Origin of the sequence: Paenibacillus sp. MZ03-122A (assembly GCF_024213325.1) — a bacterium.
GTDB classification, from domain to species: Bacteria; Bacillota; Bacilli; order Paenibacillales; family Paenibacillaceae; genus Paenibacillus; species Paenibacillus polymyxa_B.
Window position 1 is genome coordinate 1 of record NZ_JANAVI010000002.1, and the last position, 20,984, is coordinate 20,984.

At 45.2% G+C, this 20,984-nt stretch carries 17 protein-coding genes and 1 rRNA gene; 9 read left to right on the plus strand and 9 right to left on the minus strand.

Annotated elements, in window-relative coordinates; all coding sequences use genetic code 11:
• From NLX74_RS03975 to gyrA, 3 genes are all read right to left on the minus strand, one after another.
• Positions 1-64, minus strand: a 16S ribosomal RNA gene (locus NLX74_RS03975); the annotation flags it as partial.
• A 318-nt stretch (positions 65-382) separates the two neighbouring features.
• A complete protein-coding gene (locus NLX74_RS03980; protein ID WP_254328326.1) occupies positions 383-1,471 on the minus strand; it encodes an HD-GYP domain-containing protein in 1,089 nt (362 codons plus the stop codon).
• Between the two features lie 215 nt (positions 1,472-1,686).
• Positions 1,687-4,251: a DNA gyrase subunit A gene (gyrA, locus tag NLX74_RS03985; protein WP_254327994.1), complete on the minus strand. Its 2,565-nt coding sequence runs from the start codon at positions 4,249-4,251 to the stop codon at positions 1,687-1,689.
• A 464-nt stretch (positions 4,252-4,715) separates the two neighbouring features.
• On the opposite strand from gyrA, the gene NLX74_RS03990 reads away from it, so the two are divergent.
• A complete protein-coding gene (locus NLX74_RS03990; protein WP_103049701.1) occupies positions 4,716-5,543 on the plus strand; it encodes a YheC/YheD family protein in 828 nt (275 codons plus the stop codon).
• A gap of 140 nt (positions 5,544-5,683) precedes the next feature.
• Here NLX74_RS03990 and gyrB read toward each other — a convergent pair whose 3' ends face one another.
• The 6 genes from gyrB to dnaA all read right to left on the minus strand — a co-directional run bounded on the left by gyrB (position 5,684) and on the right by dnaA (position 12,004).
• Positions 5,684-7,594: a DNA topoisomerase (ATP-hydrolyzing) subunit B gene (gene gyrB, locus NLX74_RS03995; RefSeq protein WP_061830445.1), complete on the minus strand. Its 1,911-nt coding sequence runs from the start codon at positions 7,592-7,594 to the stop codon at positions 5,684-5,686.
• A gap of 30 nt (positions 7,595-7,624) precedes the next feature.
• Positions 7,625-7,876, minus strand: a complete 252-nt coding sequence (gene remB, locus NLX74_RS04000; protein WP_007433255.1) for an extracellular matrix regulator RemB — start codon at positions 7,874-7,876, stop codon at positions 7,625-7,627.
• 16 nt (positions 7,877-7,892) lie between these two features.
• On the minus strand, positions 7,893-9,008 hold the full coding sequence (recF, locus tag NLX74_RS04005; RefSeq protein ID WP_013308098.1) for a DNA replication/repair protein RecF: 1,116 nt from the start codon (positions 9,006-9,008) through the stop codon (positions 7,893-7,895).
• 54 nt (positions 9,009-9,062) lie between these two features.
• A complete protein-coding gene (gene yaaA / locus NLX74_RS04010) occupies positions 9,063-9,281 on the minus strand; it encodes a S4 domain-containing protein YaaA (RefSeq protein ID WP_023986416.1) in 219 nt (72 codons plus the stop codon).
• A gap of 47 nt (positions 9,282-9,328) precedes the next feature.
• Entirely contained in the window at positions 9,329-10,471 is a 1,143-nt protein-coding gene (gene dnaN / locus NLX74_RS04015) for a DNA polymerase III subunit beta (protein ID WP_029518977.1), read from the minus strand.
• A 186-nt stretch (positions 10,472-10,657) separates the two neighbouring features.
• Entirely contained in the window at positions 10,658-12,004 is a 1,347-nt protein-coding gene (gene dnaA / locus NLX74_RS04020) for a chromosomal replication initiator protein DnaA (RefSeq protein WP_254327995.1), read from the minus strand.
• A 1,071-nt stretch (positions 12,005-13,075) separates the two neighbouring features.
• On the opposite strand from dnaA, the gene rpmH reads away from it, so the two are divergent.
• The 8 genes from rpmH (at position 13,076) to noc (ending at position 20,984) form a co-directional block, all read left to right on the plus strand.
• Positions 13,076-13,210 (plus strand): 50S ribosomal protein L34, encoded by a 135-nt coding sequence (gene rpmH, locus NLX74_RS04025; RefSeq protein ID WP_007433250.1) that lies wholly within the window; start codon positions 13,076-13,078, stop codon positions 13,208-13,210.
• Positions 13,211-13,473: 263 nt separating this feature from the next.
• Positions 13,474-13,824, plus strand: coding sequence for a ribonuclease P protein component (gene rnpA / locus NLX74_RS04030; RefSeq protein ID WP_254327996.1), 351 nt, complete (start codon positions 13,474-13,476; stop codon positions 13,822-13,824).
• A gap of 71 nt (positions 13,825-13,895) precedes the next feature.
• A complete protein-coding gene (locus tag NLX74_RS04035; RefSeq protein ID WP_254327997.1) occupies positions 13,896-14,762 on the plus strand; it encodes a YidC/Oxa1 family membrane protein insertase in 867 nt (288 codons plus the stop codon).
• A complete protein-coding gene (gene jag, locus NLX74_RS04040) occupies positions 14,759-15,520 on the plus strand; it encodes an RNA-binding cell elongation regulator Jag/EloR (RefSeq protein WP_235306829.1) in 762 nt (253 codons plus the stop codon). The genes NLX74_RS04035 and jag overlap by 4 nt, the downstream gene beginning before the upstream one ends.
• A 128-nt stretch (positions 15,521-15,648) precedes the next feature.
• The gene (mnmE, locus tag NLX74_RS04045) at positions 15,649-17,025 is read left to right on the plus strand and encodes a tRNA uridine-5-carboxymethylaminomethyl(34) synthesis GTPase MnmE (RefSeq protein ID WP_039272137.1); all 1,377 of its coding nucleotides are present in this window, start codon (positions 15,649-15,651) and stop codon (positions 17,023-17,025) included.
• 97 nt (positions 17,026-17,122) lie between these two features.
• Positions 17,123-19,012, plus strand: a complete 1,890-nt coding sequence (gene mnmG / locus NLX74_RS04050; RefSeq protein WP_235306828.1) for a tRNA uridine-5-carboxymethylaminomethyl(34) synthesis enzyme MnmG — start codon at positions 17,123-17,125, stop codon at positions 19,010-19,012.
• Positions 19,012-19,734, plus strand: coding sequence for a 16S rRNA (guanine(527)-N(7))-methyltransferase RsmG (gene rsmG / locus NLX74_RS04055; protein WP_235306827.1), 723 nt, complete (start codon positions 19,012-19,014; stop codon positions 19,732-19,734). The genes mnmG and rsmG overlap by 1 nt, the downstream gene beginning before the upstream one ends.
• A 431-nt stretch (positions 19,735-20,165) precedes the next feature.
• Complete coding sequence (noc, locus tag NLX74_RS04060) at positions 20,166-20,984, plus strand: nucleoid occlusion protein (protein ID WP_235306826.1); 819 nt, start codon at positions 20,166-20,168, stop codon at positions 20,982-20,984.

The following is a 20,984-nucleotide window of genomic DNA, read 5'->3' on the forward strand; positions in this document are numbered from 1 at the left end:
CGACTTGCATGTATTAGGCACGCCGCCAGCGTTCGTCCTGAGCCAGGATCAAACTCTCCATTAAAGACCAACCGAAGTTGGTTTATAGAAAGAGCGATAAGCTCATTTTGAAACTGACGAGATAAAATATTTCTTGTTTGATTTTGCGAACAAAATCGTTTTACTCACTCGTTGTTCAGTTTTCAAAGATCAAACATTCATTGTCAGCCTCGGTGTTTCTTTCAACCCCTCAGCAACTTTTATAGTGTATCATATTCTCTAGAGTCATGTCAACACTTTTTTTCAAAAGTGTTTTTCGCTCTTTTTGATAACACTTGAAGCGACAAGAAATAATATATCATACTTTCTTTATATTGTGCAACTGTTTTTTTAAAATACTTAGTTAAGTAACAATACACTCGATATAAAGCTCTCTTTGCAGCATTAAGTTAATGATTTCCCCATCTACTTGAATCAACGGACGAGTCGGATGATCTCGATCAGCAAATATAATTTCCCCTGTACGGTTATCATTGAGGCGCACCTTAGTTCCATTATTGAATTGGGTTAACTTATGAATAAAGACTTGTACGACACTTGGGTCCAGCTTTCCAAATGATTCTGACTTGATTTGCTCTAGAACCAGATACGGTGATTGAGCAGGTCGGTATGTTTTCTCCAGAGTCATGGCATGGAATACATCAGCCACTCCGACGATTTTAGCGTAAATGTGGATTTGTTCTCCTTTTAGACGTAGTGGATATCCAGTACCGTCCACTTTCTCATGATGCTGAAGAGCTGCCAAACGCACACCTTCGTTAATAGCTTTCACATTTTTAAGCAACTGGTATCCTAGTGATGTATGACTACGTATTTCTTCTTGCTCTTCCCACGTTAGTTTGGAGGGCTTGTACAGAATGGCCGGGTCCATTTTAGCGTTCCCTATGTCGTGAAGCAATCCAGCAAAAGCCACTTGCATCCAATCCTTTTGAGGTAATCCGATCCATTGTGCAATGGAGTAGGAAGTAAGGGAGGTTAGCACGGCGTTGTGAAAAATATAGTCCACTTCGATCATGGCGGGCGGAGTATAGGTCATTACATTATAGCGCTGAATGTGCACCAGTAAGGACTCCAATTGTCCTCGCAGTTCATATATAGATAAATTAGAGACAAGTACCGATTGAAATGCGTTCTTAACGAGCATCACCATTTTGTCATACTCATCCTGAAATTGTTCAGATTCATCTCGCCCATCTAACGAAGGTCCTTGCGATTCAGATATTCCAGATCGAACAGTCGTAGACTCACCACTGGATTTTGTAAGATCATCCATTCCTACCTCAACTTGCTGGATCAGGAACGCCTGTAAAATCTCCAAGTCACGCGGTAGCAGAATGCGCCCTTTTGGTAGCAGCAAGCTGCCCATTTCTGTAAATACATCGCTTTGCAATCTAAGTCCTGCTTTTAATTCGGATACGGGTACAGTTGTCATGGTCAACCTCTCTGTTCTCACAACAGCTGCTCCAGCTGCCAGTTATGATGTCATTATATTACTTGGGATTGATCCTGTACATTCATTTTATGCCATTTAAAGCATACTTGTCTGAATTCGTTATCCAGAAAAAGAAAAAGGCTCCCCGACCAAATAGTCAGAGAGTCTCTTCCATCTAAAATTTAATAACTATTGTTGTTTCCATATGCAGGCTCTTATTCGCCCTCAGAAGATTCTGGGTCGTTACCTTCCGTATCTTCTGTATTCATTTCGAGAGTTGGTTCAACAGATGATAGAGAGGAGCCCTCTCCAGCTTCCCCATCCTCTAATAATTCTTCAAGCAGTTCATCCTGCTCCTCATTCTTGTTCGCTCGACAAACAGTTGCAACCGAATCATCATCGCGAATATTAATCAGCCTTACCCCTTGTGTATTCCGACCCATCGTGGAGATTTCCCCCATGCTAGTCCGAATCAAGGTGCCACTAGCTGTAATGATCATCAGATCCTCTTCGGTTTTTACAACCTTGAGACCGACAACCGGACCATTTTTATCCGTAACATTAATCGTCTTGATCCCCTTACCTCCACGGCTTTGGATACGATAATCCACAACAGGGGTACGCTTGCCATAACCTTTGGCCGTTACAATCAGGATATCCAGGCTGGTATCTACAATATCCATACCTATTACAGCATCACTCTTATCAAGGTTGATCCCTTTAACCCCTGTAGCGCTACGGCCCATAGACCGTACATCACTTTCAGGGAAACGGATAGACATGCCTTGTGCTGTACCAATAATCATTTCCTGCTGTCCGTCCGTCAGCTTCACTTCGATCAGGGCGTCATCTTCACGCAAGTTAATGGCAATCAAGCCACCTTTGCGGATATTTGCATAGTCGTCAAGTGGTGTCTTCTTAATGATTCCATGCTGGGTCGCAAAGAATAGATAGCTATCCTCCACAAATTCCTCGATTGGAATTACCGCATTGATCGACTCACCCTGTTCAATCTGAATCAGGTTAATAATCGGTGTCCCCCGGGCTGTCCGGCTAAGGTCAGGAATCTCATAGGCCTTAATCCGATACACCTTACCCTTGTCGGTAAAGAATAACAAATGATGATGTGAATTCGTAATGAACAGATGCTCTACGAAATCCTCATCTTTGGTATCCATACCTACTACACCACGACCACCGCGCTTTTGACTGCGATAGGTAGTAACAGGAAGGCGTTTGATATATCCCGTATGGGTTACAGTAATAATAACATCTTCACGCGGAATGAGATCCTCATCCAGAATACTCTCTTCACCCACTGTAATTTCAGTGCGACGTTCATCAGCGAAACGTTCTTTAAGTTCATTCAGCTCTTCGCTAATAATGTTGAGTACCAGATGCTCATTCGCCAAAATCTCACGGTATTCCGCAATCTTTTGTATTAGTTCATTATATTCGTTCTCGATCTTCTCACGTTCCAAACCGGTTAAGCGTTGCAGACGCATATCCAGAATAGCCTGAGACTGCTCAAGAGTGAGCGAGAAACGCTCAATCAGTCCTTCACGAGCTGCTTCTGCAGTTTGGGAAGAACGAATCAAGGCAATAACTTCGTCCAGATGATCAAGGGCAATGCGCAAGCCTTCCAGAATGTGTGCTCTAGCTTCGGCTTTTTTCAGATCAAATTCCGTCCGGCGACGAATAACCTCGACCTGATGTTTGAGATAATGATACAAGACATCCTTCAGGTTCAAAATCTTCGGTTCGTTGTTTACAATGGCCAGCATATTAATACCGAAATTCGACTGCATGGCCGTATGTTTAAACAAATTATTCAGAACGACATTCGGGTTCACGTCTCTACGCAACTCAATAACGACACGCATACCCGTACGGTCCGATTCATCCCGAAGATCCGTAATGCCTTCAATACGTTTGTCACGTACTAATTCGGCAATTTTCTCGACCAGACGAGCCTTATTCACTTGGTAAGGCAGCTCATGCACGATAATCCGTGCTTTATTGCCAATCTCTTCTATGGTGGTCTTCGCACGCATGGTCACAGATCCGCGACCAGTCTGGTACGCCTGACGAATACCAGAGCGTCCTAAAATATAACCTGCTGTCGGGAAATCCGGCCCTTGAATATAATCCATAAGTTCCATCGGCGTAATGTCAGGGTTTTCGATCAGTGCTTGTACACCATCGATAACCTCTCCCAAGTTATGCGGAGGAATATTGGTAGCCATCCCGACTGCAATTCCGCCGACGCCATTCACCAGCAAGTTAGGATAACGTGCAGGTAATACAACGGGCTCGCTCTCTTCACCATCGTAGTTCGGCATAAAATCAACGGTCTCTTTGTTCAAATCACGTAGCATTTCCATGGCAATCTTGGACAACCGTGCTTCGGTGTAACGCATCGCAGCCGCCATATCTCCATCCACGGAGCCAAAGTTACCGTGTCCGTCCACCAACATATAACGCAAGGAAAAATCCTGCGCCATCCGTACCATCGTATCATATACAGCCGTATCACCATGAGGGTGATATTTACCGATAACTTCGCCGACGATTCTTGCCGATTTTTTGTAAGGCTTATCTGGCGACATGCCTAGCTCGGACATCGCGTACAGAATACGACGGTGTACCGGCTTCAGTCCGTCCCGCACATCAGGCAAGGCACGGCTAACAATAATACTCATGGCATAATCCATAAAGGATTCGCGCATTTCCACTCCGATATCCCTATTGATGATTTGCGAGTTATTTTGATCCGCCATGCTGGTCCTCCTTCTTATCCTTCAATACAATGCTCTCTATGTGAAAAGCCTAACAAGATACTGCCTATACACTCCGCTCTCTGCGCAGGATTTTGGCTGAAATCCTCATCTGTGTAATTATATTACTTTCACAAAAAGAGCACAATTAAACGCATTGTCCTCTTTACAGCGTAAATCCCTCGTCATTCTCTTTCTGCGTGTAGCAGATTGCTATCTCTTGTACAACTCACAAGCCCTGATCATAACAAATTCCCCAGAGCTGGGGATTAGCCCCCACCCTAAGGGCCTTTTCCACATACAATACGTATACGGTCAGGGTTCACTTAGCAAAATTCCGAAAAACGCCGTATTTCTCTATTATATCATTGTTTTACGCGCTTGTCCTTTAGTTTCCCTTGTTTTGTCAAAGTGTTGCGGATTCCAAGTACATGACTCATATTTCGAAAAGAAAGGGATGAGATTACTTGTCTATTCAGCGAGTATCCAGTAAGTGGACCAAAACAAATGCCATTCTCCCCAATCCGACATTGGCGGCTTATGTACCAGAAACACGGTTGTACACATTTGATCACTTGAACGAAATGTTGGCCGTGTATGGTACTGTCTATATTAAGCCGGATAACGGTACTTATGGAAAAGGGGTTATGCGGGCAGAGAGGCTGACAGAGCCGCTTCCACCGACAGAAGAAGGAATTATCGAAGAGAGAACTTGGTATGTGCTTCGCTATGAAGTAGATACCTTCACCTTCGAAAGTCTAGAAGATCTGCATAAAGTGGTTTCTTCCCGCATACGAAAACGTCCATATCTGATCCAGCGTGGAATTCCACTTCTTCAGCATGAAGCACGCCCTTTCGATCTGAGGGTATTAACCCAGATGAATTTGAGACACCAATGGGAAACAACGCTTATTGTAGGACGCGTAGCTGCTCCTGACAAAGTCGTCACCAATCATCACAGCGGTGGAACAACGCGCTTTTTCAATGAGCTGGTCGCTCCATACATGGATGTAAAGGAAGCTGTACGACTGGAGCAAAAATTATCAAAAATGGGCGAACGGGTAGCCTGGCAGTTGCAAAAAAGATACCCACGTTTAAGGGAAATTGGATTAGATGTGGGACTGGATCAGCAAAATTATCCGTGGATTCTGGAGGTTAATACGAGACCAGCAATTAAGGTGTTCTCTTCCCTTCCAAACAAGAGCCTCTATCATAAAATATTCAGATATGCAGTAGGCTACGGCCGGTACTCTTCATCCACGGGTAAAACCATACGCTCTAAGAAAAAAGCCTAAAACAATGAGTTCAAATATTCAAATACACCCGGGCTGGTTAATGAGAAGAAAAGGGACGCCCATTTGGGCGCCCCTTGTGAACTCCTACAAAATACTACCTAATGAGCACATAAAACAGTCACTAGGAAGGAACGTTAACATTAAAAATCAAGATTTTTCACGTACTTCGCATGTTCTTGGATAAAGTCGCGGCGAGGTTCTACATTATCACCCATTAAGGTATTGAACAGTGTATCAGCCAACATCGCGTCACTGACAGTTACCTGAAGCATAGTACGACTCTCAGGGTCCATCGTAGTTTCCCAAAGTTGGGTCGCATTCATCTCACCCAAGCCTTTATAGCGCTGTACATTGTATTTCGCGTTTTCTCCAAATTCCCTGATGATCTCATCACGTTCCGCCTCGGAGTTCGCATAACGTACAACTTTGTTACGCTCCACTTTGAATAGTGGTGGCTGAGCAATATAAATATAGCCTGCATCAATGATTTTACGCATGTACCGATAGAAGAACGTCAGCAACAACGTACGAATATGGGCACCATCGACATCCGCATCTGTCATGATAATGACCTTGTGATAACGGGCTTTGGCGATGTCAAAGTCGTCTCCGATCCCTGTACCCATTGCTGTTACCATCGACCGGATTTCATCACTGGACAAAATACGGTCCAAGCGTGCCTTTTCAACATTCAGGATTTTACCGCGAATCGGCAAAATAGCTTGAAAGTGACGATCACGACCCTGCTTGGCCGATCCTCCTGCTGAGTCACCTTCGACGATGTACAGTTCACTAATCGAAGCATCCTTAGAGGAGCAATCCGCCAGTTTGCCTGGGAGCGAACTGATTTCCAGCGCACTTTTACGACGTGTAAGCTCACGCGCTTTACGCGCTGCTTCCCGGGCACGTGCTGCTTGTAAAGATTTATCAACCACCCGGCGGGAAACAGACGGATTTTCCTCTAGGAATTCCTGGAGTTTCTCTGCGAATAGGGATTCGACAATCCCTCGCACCTCACTGTTACCAAGCTTTGTCTTGGTCTGACCCTCAAACTGTGGTTCTGGAATTTTGACGGAGATAATCGCCGTCAATCCTTCACGCACATCGTCACCGGTCAAGTTGGCGTTGTTGTCCTTAATCAAGCCATTTTTACGTGCATAATCGTTAATAATCCGGGTTAATGCACTCTTGAAACCTGATTCGTGAGTTCCGCCCTCATGGGTGTTGATGTTGTTGGCAAAAGAATAAATATTCTCGGTATAGCTGTCGTTATATTGCAATGCCACTTCGACTTGAATCATATCACGCGAGCCTTCGACATAAATCGGCTGTTCATGCAGCGCTTCTCTTTTTTGATTCAAAAATTGCACATATTCACTGATTCCGCCCTCGTAGTGAAATGTATCGCTGGCGCCCGTCCGTTCATCAGTCAAGCTGATTGCAATACCTTTGTTCAGGAAAGCCAACTCACGAATCCGTGTCTGGAGCGTATCATAGTCATATACGGTCGTTTCTGTAAAGATTTGATCGTCAGGATAAAAAGTCGTTTGGGTACCCGTCTCGTCTGTGTCACCGATGACTCTGACATCATACTGCGGAGCACCACGATGATATTCCTGCTCATACAGATGTCCGTCCCGTTTAACATGCACGATCATTTTGCTGGAGAGGGCATTTACTACGGATACACCAACCCCGTGCAGACCACCGGATACCTTGTACCCTCCGCCTCCAAATTTACCACCTGCGTGAAGCACGGTCATAACGACTTCCAGCGCAGATTTTTTCATTTTGGCGTGTTCACTTACTGGAATACCGCGACCGTTATCTGTAACGGTAATGCTATTGTCTTCGTGAACGACAACTTGAATGCTGTCACAGTAACCCGCCAGCGCTTCGTCAATGCTGTTGTCCACAACTTCCCAGACCAAATGATGGAGACCTTTGGCGCTCGTGGAGCCAATATACATCCCGGGACGTTTCCGAACCGCTTCCAGGCCCTCAAGGACCTGAATCTCGCCCGCATCATAAGACGGTTGATTCATAGACATGCCTTTCACCTACTTCTATAGATTCTATGGTTAAGCATTGGCAACAAACTGGTTTGCCCGCTTTTTGAGTGTTGTTGAGGAGATGGGGGAATAATACACCGTATTCTGAGTCACTACGATGGACTTGGCTTCCTCTTCGCCAATCATCTCGACATGCTTCTGCTGTTGGGCGTGGTTCACGTATTGCTTGGAGATTTTAGAGGATTTTTCAATCGAGATATCGAAAATAGCCACAAGCTCTGAAGAGCGGATGATTTTTTCTCCACCCAGATGAATATACATAGCGGTCACTCACTCCTTAGTGTTCCACATGCCCGTCGTGGACGTGATAAATATTGGCATCCTTGAGTCGTTCTGCGTTCAAAGTCTCAACCCCGGTTGCCGTGATAAAGGTCTGTACCTTGCTTTGGAAAGTCTCGATCAGCTGAGTCTGACGATAGGGGTCCAGCTCGGACAAAACATCATCCAGCAGCAGGACAGGATATTCACCAATTTCTTCATGAATTAACTCTATTTCGGCCAGCTTCAAGGACAGGGCCGTCGTCCGCTGTTGCCCCTGCGAGCCATACGTATGCACTTCTCTGCCGTTAATGGCAAAGGCCAAATCATCACGATGGGGTCCCGCCAAAGTCATGCCACGGCGGATTTCCTGTTCCCTCATTTGGGATAACTTTATCATAAATCGCTCCAATAAGACAGCTTCATCTTCTTCCTCTGGCTCACTGAAGGAGGGAACATAGGTTAATTTTAACTCTTCTGTCCCACCTGCAATCCCTTCATGAATGGCCTGAGCCCACTTTTGTAGCTTTGTTATAAATTGTTTCCGCTTTTTAACAATTTTAACACCATGCTCAACAAGTTGCTCATTCCATACCTCCAGCATCAGCTGTACTGAAGCCATATCCTTACCCCAAGCTTGCTTGAGCAGGTTATTTCGCTGCACCAATACTTTCTGGTATTGCTGCAAATGATACAGATATCCTGGCGCAACCTGTCCAATTTCCATGTCAAGAAACCGGCGGCGAACCCCCGGTGTTCCTTTGACAATTTCGAGATCCTCAGGTGCAAACATGACCACATTTAACGAACCAATAAAATCGCTCAGTTTTCGCTGCTCCAGTCCGTTGATCTTTGCTTTTTTGCCTTGTGTGGATAACGCGAGATCCAGTCTGATTTTCCCGTATTTTTTATCCACATCCGCAGCTAGGTGAGTGGAAGTAGCCCCGAAAGAGATTAACTCTTTGTCGCGGGACGTTCGATGACTTTTGGTTAAAGCCAGTACAAAAATCGCCTCTACCAGATTCGTTTTGCCCTGCGCATTTTGTCCGATTAGCAAATTAACGGGACCAAATTCATTCAGCTCCAGCTGTTCATAGTTCCGGTACTGCTGCAAAACAATGTTGTTCACAAACACATAGGGTCCCCCTTGTTACTCCGTACCTAAAAGGAGTCCTTGCCACCCAGGCGATCATGCTCCTGCTGTAACTTCGAAACTTCCGTTGTCCTCTACTTCTACGGTATCACCCGGGTACAGTTTTCTTCCACGACGTTCTTCCGGTTCACCATTCACACGGACTTGTCCCTCTTGCAGAAGGGCTTTAGCCATGCCTCCTGTGGATACACAATCGGCTAATTTTAAAAATTGATCGAGCTTGATGTATTCGGTCTGTATAGATATCTGTTTCAAGGCTTATTCATCCTTTCGCTTGTCCTCGGGTGGGTTAAAGCTAAACGTCAGTTGGTTGTGCGATATGGCAGGATGATATACAGCGCATTGCTGGAATCTGCCGGTTTTAAAATAATGGGACTCATAATGCCGGTAAAAGCAATCGTCAGCTGCTCGCTGTCAATCACCTTCAGCACGTCGAGCATGTATTTGGAGTTGAACGAAATTTTGAGCGGCTCTCCCTCAAATTTGGACACAGTTACTTCCTCACGCACTTTGCCAAGTTCAGAGGAACTAGAGGAAATTTCCAAGCCGCCATTTTCCAACGACTGCATTTTTACAATATTCGTTTTTTCCTCACGGGACAGCAAATAAGCACGGTCAATTGACTCACTTAAACTTTTTGTATCCACAATCAGTTCTGTTTTGTAGGAGGTCGGAATAATTCTAGAAGTATCAGGATAGGTGCCGTCCAAGATGCGGGAATAAAATAGCACCCGATCTACTTTGAATAATACCTGATTGTCCGCTACTACGATATCCACAAGCATATTTTGGTCTGGAATAATTCTGCTCAGCTCATTCAGCGTTTTGCCCGCAATGACAACATTGCTAAAGCGCAAGCCTTCAGACGTCTCCAAATGAGCGCTGCGGGTGGCAAGGCGGTGGCGGTCCGTTGCCACAAACTTCAGTTCCCCCTCAGCCAGATTCCACAACACGCCGGTTAAAATCGGTGTCGTTTCGTGGGTGGAAATGGAGAACACCGTCTGTTTAATCATATTTTTAAGTAAATCTCCTGGCACAGAGATGACTTGATTTTCTTCAATGTTGGGAAGCACTGGGAATTCTTCAGGGTCCAAGCCAACAATCTGAATTTCAGTTGCACCCGACGAGATAAAGGTTTGGAATTGGTCTTTTACCTCCATACGGATCTCCTGAGACGGCAACTTTTTGATAATTTCGACAAAGAATTTGGCTGGCAGCACAACACTACCGGGTTGTTCAACCTGAACAACCGTTTGGTCACCATCCTCCATCGGAATAAAGGATTGAATGGAGATGTCTGTATCGCTGGCGGTCAGCGTTACTCCCTGGTGATTCACATCCAGCTTAATACCGCTCAGAATTGGAATCGTAGTCCGACTTGATATCGCTTTGGATACATGTTGTATAGCCTCGTTCAAAACGTTTTTCAGAATGCTGATCTTCATAAGTTCCTCCTACGGGTTTTAATCCTTCAAGCACGCGTTGACGCGGGCCTTATTTAGGTGATGTATATCTTTAAAATATATTAGTAATAGTAATAGGCGCACTGAATATGTGGATAAGTCACTGTAACCCTAATAAAATCAAGCCTATCCACATGTGTATAAATTGTGTATAGGCTCTGAACTTGTTCAGGTTGGATTTTTGATTTTTTCTATTAGGTTGTTGATAACTTTAAACAGATCCTGATCCACTTGAATGGATGTGGAGATTTTTTCGTGCGCATGAATGACAGTCGTATGATCACGCCCACCGAAAGCTTCGCCGATTTTCGGCAAAGAATAGTCGGTTAGCTCACGAGACAGGTACATGGCAATTTGTCGTGGAAAAGCTACAGCCTTCGTCCGCTTACGCGCTTTAAAATCCTCCAGCCGTAGATTGTAAAATTCCCCGACTTGATGCTGTATATCCTGAATCGTGATCATTTTTGGACGGCTGGACGGGATAATGTCCTTCAACGCTTCAGCCGCAAGATGACTTGTTACATCCTGATTTGTTAAGGAAGAATAGGCGACAACGCGTATTAGCGCCCCTTCCAGCTCACGGATGTTCGTATCAATTTGATTAGCGATATACATCATGGCCTCATTGGGAATATCCAGGTTTTCCGCCCGCGCCTTTTTCCGAAGAATAGCAATTCTCGTCTCCAGATCCGGCGGCTGAATATCCGTAATAAGTCCCCACTCGAAGCGAGAGCGCAGCCGTTCTTCCAGCGTTGGAATTTCTTTAGGCGGCCGATCGCTTGAGATTATAATCTGCTTGCGTTCCTCATGAAGCGCGTTGAACGTGTGGAAAAATTCCTCCTGCGTCGATTCCTTGCCCGCAATGAATTGAATATCATCAATGAGCAAAATATCAATGTTGCGATATTTATTCCGGAAACTTTCCCCGCGGTTGTCCCGGATGGCATTAATGAATTCATTCGTAAACTTCTCCGACGATAAATAAACGACCTTGCTGGTCGGATTGTGCTCCAAAATATAGTGCCCGATAGCGTGCATCAGATGCGTTTTTCCCAGCCCCACACCACCGTATAAAAACAGCGGATTGTAAGCTTTGGCCGGCGCCTCGGCGACGGCCAGCGATGCCGCATGGGCAAAACGGTTCCCCGATCCAATGACGAATGTATCGAATGTATATTTGGGATTCAGCATATGGGACACAGCTTCTTCATGAACGACCGGCTGCTGCTGAGGTTGTTGCTGAAGGTCGACCTCGGCGGGCTTGTTCTCTTCAATAACGAACTTGACCTCTAGCTGTTTGCCCAAAATTTCATAAACCGTTGCTCCGACTAGCTTGGTATAGCGGCTTTCAAGCCATTCCACGGCAAAAGTTGTCGGTGCAGAAATCACAATGGAGTGGTCATTTAGTTTCGCTGCCTTGGTAGCCTTAAACCAAGTGTCGTAACTCGGCTTACTCAGCTTGGTTTGTATAATGGATAGAATTTGCTGCCATAGTTCAGAGGTATGGCTGTCCACAGACGTCACTCCTTTTAAATCCTGACATTTTACCGAATTAAGCTGCAGAGAGCTGCTCTCGGCGCTTCGGCAAAACGCCTAAAATCCCAAAAATGTTGTTGAAGGCCATAAAAAGACATACCGCCGCCTAAATCATGCGGCAGTGTGGTGAGAGAACGCAGCACAAAATGACCCTGAAAAATAGCTAATGGAAATTCCGCTGCTGATCAGCAGAAGAGAGGCGATATTTCTCAGGAGGGAATGTGCGGCACGATCCGTTCTCTTGATCCCGCAGGCCAAAACGGGACTGCAATATGTCGAAATCAAATGAAAAATGTAGAATATATCCCCAGAATCCCAAATCCGCACAAAAATAAAAAGATGGATAAATTGAACTTGTTCACAACTTTATCCACAGGGTGTTGATAATATGGAGGGTAAAACAACATATTCACATTCAAAAGTAATATCATCATAGCAAAAGAAGCCTTGTATTTCAATGACTGGTGGTTATTTATCCACAAATTCAATCTGTTGTGTACAATTTTTATTCACAACACAAGATATTGTTTATAATTTGTTCAGTTTTCGACAATAACTCTTTTTTACTCTAAAATGTTATGCACAGGTTATGACCATTTAAATCACAATTCAGTTCTTTTTGTGGATCTGTGTATAACAGCCGTTGCCTTTTGGTCACAGAGGCTTATTTTTCTGTTGAAAATTTCCGGTAACGTTTCCGACATTATTTTTGAACGAACCCGATAACGTCGATCTGAAAATAGGATGGATTCAAATCAAAGAATGAAGGAATTAAAAAGAGCAGTTTTTGGAGGAGTGAAAACTACCAATAGAATGCTGATGATGGAGGAGAGGCGAAAGAAATTTTTTGAAATAAGGGAATAAAAGAGCGAAGTGAGTGAGCGGGGGAAGGGGAGGAGGCTTCCTGATTCGAAAAAGAGGGAGAGGATTCACAAGTACATTGACTTTGGCCGCTATTTGTGGTTAAATGTACAAAGGTGTTTTTTGTGGAGATTGCTACGTTAGGTATATTCCATATAAAACGTATTCCTTGTAAGGAGGTGCAGCACAATGAGACCGACTTTCAGACCGAATGTCAGCAAACGTAAAAAAGTTCACGGCTTCCGTAAAAGAATGAGCACGAAGAATGGCCGTAAAGTTTTGGCAGCTCGTCGCCAAAAAGGTAGAAAAGTATTGAGTGCGTAATGCGTGCATAAAGACCACTACGGTGGTCTTTTTTTTCATAATTGAGGTATTCAGGGATCGGATCCCTTCTTCTATTGTTGTAATAATGTAGTGAAAGAAGAGGGAGAAGTCCAGCATCCTGTCCTATATTAGATGAAGCTTTTGAAAACGGATATAAAATAAGCGAGATTACCATGTTGGAATGTTGTCCATACTTCTTACTATATAAAGGGTAAGGGTAAGCTTACCGACATGTGTAAAAGAGATGAGCAAGGAGAAGCGCCGTGCAAAAAAAATTGCGTCTACGACACCGGGCGGACTTTGGGCGCGTATACCGCCATGGCAAATCTTTTGCCAACCATCAGTTTGTGGTGTACTGGTTCCGCCGCAGAGAGGTAGAGCAGTTCCGCGTCGGAATTTCGGCCAGCAAGAAGATCGGCAATGCAGTAGTTCGCAACCGGATGCGCAGAATCGTTAAGGAAATTGTGCGCCATCATGAACATGAATTGGTGGAGCAGATTGACCTGATTTTTATCGTTCGTAAAGGTGCGGTTACAATGTCGTATCAAGAGCTGGAGAAAAGCGTGCTGCACGTTCTACGCAAAGCCTCGCTGCTCAAGTCTTCACGCCGATAGTCAGTATCTTTGTCCTACAGGATATGGTATGATTTACGTTGGAATGGATTGGTTAAGAAAGGGGTTATGAAGTGTCGCGTTTGAAGACTCAACGAGGAAAATGGTTCCTCCTGATTGCCTTATTGGCACTTGTTGCTGTGCTGTCCGGATGTGCCCAGACGGCCCACAATTCTTACACGACGGCAGACTTGGCCAATGGATCGTTTTGGCAAAGATATGTCGTTTACTGGTTTTCGTATGCGTTAGATACATTTGCCCAATGGTTCTCTGGAGAGTATGGCCTGGCCGTACTGATTCTGGTGATTATCGTGCGAACCATTATTTTGCCGCTTACACTCAAGCAAGTACGTAGTTCCAAAGCTATGCAGGCCATTCAGCCGCAATTAAAAGAAATCCAAGCGAAATACAAGGATACGCCTGAAAAAGTCCAGCAAGAGACGATGAGGTTGTTCCAGGAAAACAAGGTCAACCCGATGGCTGGCTGTCTTCCTTTGGTAGTACAGATGCCAATTTTTATCGCGCTTTATAATGCCATTTATTATAACTCGGCATTGCGGGATCATGACTTCTTGTGGCTCCAGTTAGGTAAACCGGATCACTTGTTTATCCTGCCGATTTTGGCAGCGATTACGACATTTGTCCAAACTTGGATGATGATGAAAATGAATCCGACGCCGCAGCAGGGACCGATGCAATTTTTGCTGTACGTCTATCCGGTGCTGATTCTGTTCATGTCGTACAACTTCCCATCCGCTTTGCCGTTGTACTGGTTCTACAGTAATATTTACACGATCATTCAAAACTATTTCCTTTATCGGAATAAGGATAAAGAAGCAGCACTGGCGAATGTGAAAACAGCCAGTCTCGCGAAAACAGGTTCCTCCAATAGTAAGAAAAAAGGTGGTAAAAACACGAAGGGGGCTAAAAAGTCGAGATGACCAAAGTCGTGACATCAGGAAAAACCGTTGAAGATGCTGTAAGACAAGGACTCTCCCAGTTGGGAGTAAGCCGTGAACGGGTAACCGTAAGCGTGTTGGAACAGCCGTCAAAAGGATTCCTGGGGTGGCTCGGGGTCAAGAAGGCGAAGGTGGAGCTTACGCTGCTCTCTGAGCCGTCTCCTGAAACCACACACGCGGCTGAACTTCATGTATCGGCTCAAGCACCTTCTAGCGTGGGACAGGCTTTATCAAAAGAAACTGGGCCTGTTGCACAGGAAGCACAGATGAACATGGAAGCACCCTCGGGACATATAGATGCTTATGAAGAGGCGGTGCGTTTCATCCGTGAAACAGCAGCAGGAATGGGACTGGACGTTAAAGTCGATGTCCGCCACCGCAAGGATGAAAGTACACTGGATATCTCCGGTCCGTCGCTCGGTATGTTGATCGGCCGCAGAGGACAGACGTTGGATGCATTGCAGTACCTGACGAATATCGTTGCCAACCGTCATTCTGACAAGTTCATCCGAATTGTGCTGGATGCCGAGCAATTTCGTGCACGTCGGCAAAAAACGCTGGAGGATTTGGCAGATCGGTTGGCGAACCAGGCTATTCGTTATGGCAAGGAAGTGGTACTGGAGCCAATGCCGTCACAGGAGCGGAAGCTGATTCATGCCAAGCTCCAACAGCATGCGCTGGTTAGAACATACAGCAAGGGGGACGAGCCCAATCGGCGCGTCATCATTGCTAAAAAATAATCCGACGCAATGGCTCTCTGCAAGATGCAGAAGCCATTGCTTTTTTTCTTATATTTCTCGCTGAAACGGCTGCCGTCCTTGATGAAGGACGGCAATGTCGTTTCTACTTGATAGGAGGTAGAAACTTTATGCTGAGTGATACTATAGCTGCCATTGCAACGGCTGTCGGCGAGGGCGGCATTGCGGTTGTACGAGTCAGCGGTCCAGAAGCGGTCACAGAAGTGGAGGCTTTGTTCCGTAGTAAAACACCTCTAAGCAAGGCTCCAACTCACACAGTACATTATGGACATATTATAGATCCTCAAAGCCAGGAAAAGGTGGAGGAAGTTTTAGTTACAGTGATGCGGGCGCCACGCTCTTTTACGACAGAAGATGTCGTAGAAATCAGCACTCATGGCGGGGTCGTAGCCGTCAAACGGGTGATGGATTTACTATTGCTGCAAAATATACGTCTGGCTGAGCCAGGTGAATTTACGAAACGTGCTTTTCTGAATGGTCGTATTGATCTGAGTCAGGCGGAGGGTGTCATTGACTTAATCCGCTCCAAATCAGATAAAGCTTTTTCGGTGGCTTTGAAGCAGGTAGATGGACAACTGTCCCAGAATATTCGTCGTCTGCGTCATGTCTTGGTGGAGACACTTGCTCATATTGAAGTGAATATTGATTATCCTGAGCATGATGTTGAATCTTTTACATCTGACTTAATCAAGGATAAAAGCAGTCAGGTCATGACGGAAATTGATCGGCTGCTGCATACGGCGGAGCAGGGAAAGATTTTGCGCGAAGGGCTGACTACAGCGATTGTCGGAAGGCCAAATGTGGGCAAATCGTCACTGCTGAACACATTGGCTCAGGGCGAGCGGGCCATTGTGACCGATATTCCGGGCACAACTCGTGACGTTATTGAGGAATATGTGACGATTAATAGTATTCCGCTCAAGTTGCTGGATACAGCAGGGATTCGTGAAACGATGGATGTAGTGGAACGGATCGGAGTAGAACGTTCGAGAACGGCAGTTAGTGAAGCGGATCTGCTGCTCATCGTTATTAACGCCAACGAACCACTGCATGAGGATGAAATGGCATTAATGGAACAAATCCGCGGTAGACAAGCGATTGTCATTATGAATAAAATGGACTTACCGGCTCAAGTAGACCGGGATTTGTTGCTCCGTTATGTTCCCGAAGAGCTTATCGTACCGATGTCTGTGAAGGAAAATGAGGGAGCGGACCGACTGGAGCAGGCGATATCCAAGTTATTCTTTAGTGGCAAGCTGGAATCAGCGGATATGACATATGTCAGCAACGTACGGCATATTGCTTTGTTGAAGAAGGCGCGCCAATCGCTGGTAGATGCCTATGAAGCAGCTGATCAATTTGTACCGATCGACATGATCCAGATTGATGTAAGACTGGCATGGGAGCATTTGGGTGAGATTGTAGGCGATACTGCGCATGATGCGTTGATAGATCAAATATTTTCACAATTTTGTCTGGGTAAATAGAACAATTAAGAATGGCTGGTATAAGCCTGCTATCGTTATAGATATACAAGAGCATATTCGGTGTGAAGACCGGAATGTATAAGGAGGTAAGAAAGGTATGGGTTACCAAGGAGGCGACTATGACGTAATTGTCGTAGGCGCGGGCCATGCGGGCGTAGAATCAGCCTTGGCAGCAGCACGGATGGGCTGTCGCACGTTGATGATTACAATTAACCTGGATATGGTCGCGTTCATGCCCTGCAACCCGTCTATTGGCGGTCCTGCAAAAGGGCATGTGGTGCGAGAAATTGATGCACTGGGCGGCGAAATGGGTCGGAATATTGATAAGACATTTATCCAAATGAGAATGTTAAATACTGGTAAGGGTCCGGCGGTTCATGCATTGCGTGCACAAGCAGACAAGTTCTCTTATCAGCATACGATGAAGGAAACGATGGAAAAGGAACCGAATCTAACCTTACGCCAAGGTATGGTGGAAGAGCTGATTATGGAAGACGGCCATTGCGTAGGTGTAATTACGAAGACGGGCACAGAGTATCGAAGTAAAGCAGTTGTCCTAACCACAGGCACTTATCTGCGCGGAAAAATCATTATGGGCGAGCTGATGTATGAGAGTGGTCCGAACAATCAACAGCCTTCGTTGAGATTGTCTGAGCATTTGAGAGAACTGGGTTTTGATCTGGTTCGATTTAAGACAGGAACGCCACCACGTGTGCACAAGGACACGATTGATTTTAGCAAAACGGAAATACAACCGGGTGATGATCAACCGAAGTTCTTCTCCTATGAAACGAAGTCTTCGGATAATGAACAGCTTCCTTGCTGGCTGACATATACTTCAGTAGAAACGCATCAGATTATTAATGATAACTTGCACCGTGCGCCCATGTTCTCTGGTTTGATTGAAGGGACGGGACCACGTTATTGCCCATCTATTGAAGATAAAGTGGTACGTTTCAGTGATAAGCCTAAGCACCAAATCTTTTTGGAGCCTGAAGGTAAAAACACATCTGAATACTATGTTCAAGGCTTGTCGACCAGCTTGCCAGAGGATGTGCAATTAGCTGTGCTGCGTTCGATTCCGGGAATGGAAAAGGTAGAGATGATGCGCAATGGCTATGCTATTGAATATGATGCAATGGTACCTACGCAGTTATGGCCTACTTTGGAAACGAAGAAAGTTCCTGGCTTGTTCACAGCAGGTCAGATTAACGGTACCTCTGGTTATGAAGAAGCTGCGGGCCAAGGAATTATGGCAGGGATTAACGCAGCTCGTAAGGTGCTGGGCAAAGAGCCTGTCGTATTGGACCGTTCGCAAGGCTACATTGGGGTTCTGATCGATGATTTGGTGACGAAGGGGACGAATGAGCCTTATCGTCTGCTGACGTCGCGTGCAGAATACCGTCTGTTATTGCGTCATGATAACGCGGACCTGCGATTGACTCCGATCGGGCATGATATTGGCCTAATTACGGATGAACGATACGAGCGCTTTTTGGATAAAAAGCAAAAGGTAGAGCAAGAGATTGAGCGTTTGCGCTTGGCGAAGGTTCGTCCGGTTGATATAAATGAGATGCTGGAGCAAGGCGGATCTGCACCAATACAGGATGGCAGTAATTTGTTAACGGTGCTACGTCGACCAGAGATCAGTTATGCGCAAGTAGCACAAATCTCACCTTCACCTATAGCTCTTACTGAGGAAGAACAGGAGCAGGTGGAAATCCAGATTAAGTATGCGGGCTACATTGAAAAGCAATTGATGCATGTGGAGCGTCTGCAAAAGATGGAGAAGAAGAAGCTCCCAGAGGATATTGTATACAATGAAGTTCAAGGACTGGCCATTGAGGCCAAGCAGAAGCTTGAAAAGATCCGTCCGATGTCGATTGGCCAAGCATCCCGTATTTCGGGTGTAACTCCTGCGGACATTTCCATTTTGCTGGTTTATCTGGAGCATTATAACCGCGTAACAGCAGCAAGGGGATCATAATGGACGCGATACAACAGCAATTTAAGCAGCGGCTGGCAGAGCATAGTATTGTGATTAATGACAGTCAGTTAGAGCAGTTTGAAACATATTACCGTGTGCTGGTTGAGTGGAATGAAAAAATGAACCTGACGGGTATTACTGAGCGCGATGCAGTGTACACCAAGCATTTTTATGATTCTCTTTCCCTGGCCTTTTATGTTCCGTTAAATGATGTGGGAAGCTTGGCTGATATTGGATCAGGTGCAGGTTTTCCAGGCATTCCTTTGAAAATATGCTTTCCGCAGATTCAGTTGACTATTGTAGATTCGTTGAACAAACGTATACAATTCTTGGCCCATGTAGTAGAGCAGTTGGGTTTGGAAAATGTTGAACTGGTTCACAGCAGGGCAGAGGAATTGGGGCGTAAACCAGGATACCGCGATAGCTATGATCTAGTGACAGCCAGAGCGGTTGCTCGTCTCGCCGTATTGAATGAATTTTGTTTGCCGTTTGTCCGTGAAGGGGGACACTTTGCCGCGATGAAGGGTAGTGATCCTACGGAGGAAATCAAGGAAGCCTCCTACAGTTTGAAAGAGCTAAAGGGAAAAATCAAACATGTTCAGGCTTTCCAGCTACCTGTTGAAGATGCAGCCAGACATATGATTATTATTGAGAAAAGAGCGGCTACACCACGGAAATATCCACGTAAGCCGGGTACTCCTTTGAAGACGCCGTTAGTGTAATTGTTTGAAAGAAAGTGAATGTTTCACGTGAAACATTCACTTTTTTTATGGCTGACAGACTCTTTACATAAAAGACACTTTGCTAACATGCGTTCTTGTTTACATGGGGGAAGAAGATGGATAGATAGTTGTCAAAGAGGATGCATAATTTATTATCTGATCCTTCCGAAAAGCTGATAGAGACGATAGGATTATGGCTGGAAAAGTGATAGAATAGAGATAATCGTTTTAATGTAAGTTGACTGCTCCCGTACCCATGAATTCAGATATACATATAGGGCAGTGGGATAACAAATGTCAGGGGTGTACGTGGAGTGTACCCGCTTACGGCGCTGTTTCATATAAAAGGGTCTACGATCCGCGTAAGGAACTGTTTTTCACGAAGCGCTGTTAGTATGGTGCTATTATGAAATTAGGTGGTATTATACGGAATGAAAGAACAATTTTCCAAGCTATTTGGTTTGACGGAGCGATCTACTGGGGACGAAATAAAACAAATTCCAGTTCGGGATATTGTCAGCAGTCCTTATCAGCCCCGTACCATATTTGACGACGAGAAGATTGATGAGCTATGCCAGACCATTAAGACGCATGGTGTAATTCAACCGATTGTCGTTCGTTTCCGTGATGGACATTATGAGATTATAGCAGGGGAACGTCGTTGGAGAGCTGTCACCAAGCTGGGTATGGAAACTATTCCAGCCATTGTTCGTGAGTTTAATGATTCACAAGCTGCATCCATCGCGTTGATTGAAAATCTTCAACGGGAAGGGTTAACTGCGATTGAAGAAGCTGTAGCTTACCAAAAGCTGATTGATCTACATCAGCTCACCCAGGAAAGCCTCGCTCAACGACTTGGCAAAAGCCAATCCACTATTGCTAACAAGATACGGCTGCTTCATCTGCCGGAGAGAGTGAAAGAGGCTCTAATGGAACGGAAGGTGTCCGAGCGTCATGCTCGTGCATTATTGTCATTAGAGACTGAAGAACTACAGTACAAGGTTTTAGATGAAGTCATTGCCAAGGAACTCAATGTGAAGCAGACAGAGGCACGAGTTGCCTTTTATAAACAAGTATCCACCAATAAGAAATCGAAGCGGATTTCCTTTACCAAGGATGTCCGGCTTGCGCTGAATACGATTCGTCAATCCATTGATATGGTGTCTGGCTCAGGCTTGGATATCAAAACCAAGGAATCTGATCATGAGGATCACTATGAGATTGTCATTCAAATTCCCAAACGTAAGTAA

Excerpts from the sequence above, each read along its gene's own strand:
- NLX74_RS03980 (WP_254328326.1), bottom strand. The coding sequence starts at position 1,471 with ATGACAACTGTACCCGTATCCGAATTAAAAGCAGGACTTAGATTGCAA.
- gyrA (WP_254327994.1), bottom strand. The coding sequence starts at position 4,251 with ATGGCGGATCAAAATAACTCGCAAATCATCAATAGGGATATCGGAGTG.
- gyrB (WP_061830445.1), bottom strand. The coding sequence starts at position 7,594 with ATGTCTATGAATCAACCGTCTTATGATGCGGGCGAGATTCAGGTCCTT.
- remB (WP_007433255.1), bottom strand. The coding sequence starts at position 7,876 with ATGTATATTCATCTGGGTGGAGAAAAAATCATCCGCTCTTCAGAGCTT.
- dnaN (WP_029518977.1), bottom strand. The coding sequence starts at position 10,471 with ATGAAGATCAGCATTCTGAAAAACGTTTTGAACGAGGCTATACAACAT.
- rpmH (WP_007433250.1), top strand. The coding sequence starts at position 13,076 with ATGAGACCGACTTTCAGACCGAATGTCAGCAAACGTAAAAAAGTTCAC.
- jag (WP_235306829.1), top strand. The coding sequence starts at position 14,759 with ATGACCAAAGTCGTGACATCAGGAAAAACCGTTGAAGATGCTGTAAGA.
- mnmE (WP_039272137.1), top strand. The coding sequence starts at position 15,649 with ATGCTGAGTGATACTATAGCTGCCATTGCAACGGCTGTCGGCGAGGGC.
- mnmG (WP_235306828.1), top strand. The coding sequence starts at position 17,123 with ATGGGTTACCAAGGAGGCGACTATGACGTAATTGTCGTAGGCGCGGGC.
- rsmG (WP_235306827.1), top strand. The coding sequence starts at position 19,012 with ATGGACGCGATACAACAGCAATTTAAGCAGCGGCTGGCAGAGCATAGT.
- noc (WP_235306826.1), top strand. The coding sequence starts at position 20,166 with ATGAAAGAACAATTTTCCAAGCTATTTGGTTTGACGGAGCGATCTACT.